Consider the following 895-nt stretch of genomic DNA (forward strand, 5'->3'; position numbering starts at 1 on the left):
CCCCCGCGCGCCCCCCCCCCCCCCCCCCCCCCCCCCCCCCCCCCCCACTACCAGGGGGCTTACGACCAGTCGAACGAGAACAGCACCGTGCGGCTTTCCGACTCGTACAGCATCACGATCGCATCGGCACCGGTGGCGCACCAGTTGTAGCCGGCCACGTCGGCCACGGCGAAGAATTTGTTGCCATTGCGGGTGATGATCACTGTTTCGGCATCGTCCGCAGCGTTGGGGTCATCGGCAGCTTCGGTGAAACCCAACTCGAATGCCGCGGGAATCTCTGCGGTTTCGGTCCAGTTGCCGAAACCGATGGGGCCGCCCAGCGTATCCAGATAATCGCGCTCGCTGGCCTCACCCTTGCCATAGCGCGAGTAGCAGGCGAGACGGCCATGCGTGGCATGGTAATCGCGGGCCTTGGCGTAGCTCTCGCGCATCTGCGCGATGTGTTCCTGCGCATCCTTGTCCTGCACCGCATCACCGATGAAATAGCCCGCGTTGCCGAGGAAGCGCATCTCGTTGCCGGCGGTCAGTTCGAAGGCGATCCAGTTGGTGCCGGTGAAATCGTTGTGGTGTTCTTCTGTGGTCTCGCCGATGCAGCCGTCATACGGCTCGATCGGGCACAGCATCGTTGCCACCTGGCCGGCCAGTTCCGGGCGCAGCACGCCGAGGTCGATCTTCAGCAGCGGCAGCAGGTGCTGGCCGAGCCAGGCCTGGTCGGCGGGGAAGACATCGGCGGGGAAGGGGACCATGCCGGGCAGCAGGTCGCGCAATTCAGTCTGGTGGATCATGTCAGTCCTTTGAATTGGATCGGTAGTGCCGGCCGCTGGCCGGCATCCGCGATACATCTGGAGGTTGCCGGCCCGCGGCCGGCCCGGCCCCAGGCGCGGCACGGGGACCC

1 protein-coding gene is annotated in these 895 nt (G+C 66.0%); it reads right to left on the reverse strand.

Annotation, left to right across the window (positions count from 1 at the left end; genetic code table 11):
• Positions 1-59 precede the first annotated feature (59 nt).
• A complete protein-coding gene (locus V3B48_RS01600; RefSeq protein ID WP_329893039.1) occupies positions 60-785 on the reverse strand; it encodes an enolase in 726 nt (241 codons plus the stop codon).
• Between the last annotated feature and the right edge of the window lie 110 nt (positions 786-895).

The organism is Stenotrophomonas sp. SMYL20, from assembly GCF_036320045.1.
GTDB classification, from domain to species: Bacteria; Pseudomonadota; Gammaproteobacteria; order Xanthomonadales; family Xanthomonadaceae; genus Stenotrophomonas; species Stenotrophomonas maltophilia_A.

Coding starts and splice junctions, on each gene's coding strand:
- V3B48_RS01600 (WP_329893039.1), bottom strand. CDS start 785: ATGATCCACCAGACTGAATTGCGCGACCTGCTGCCCGGCATGGTCCCC.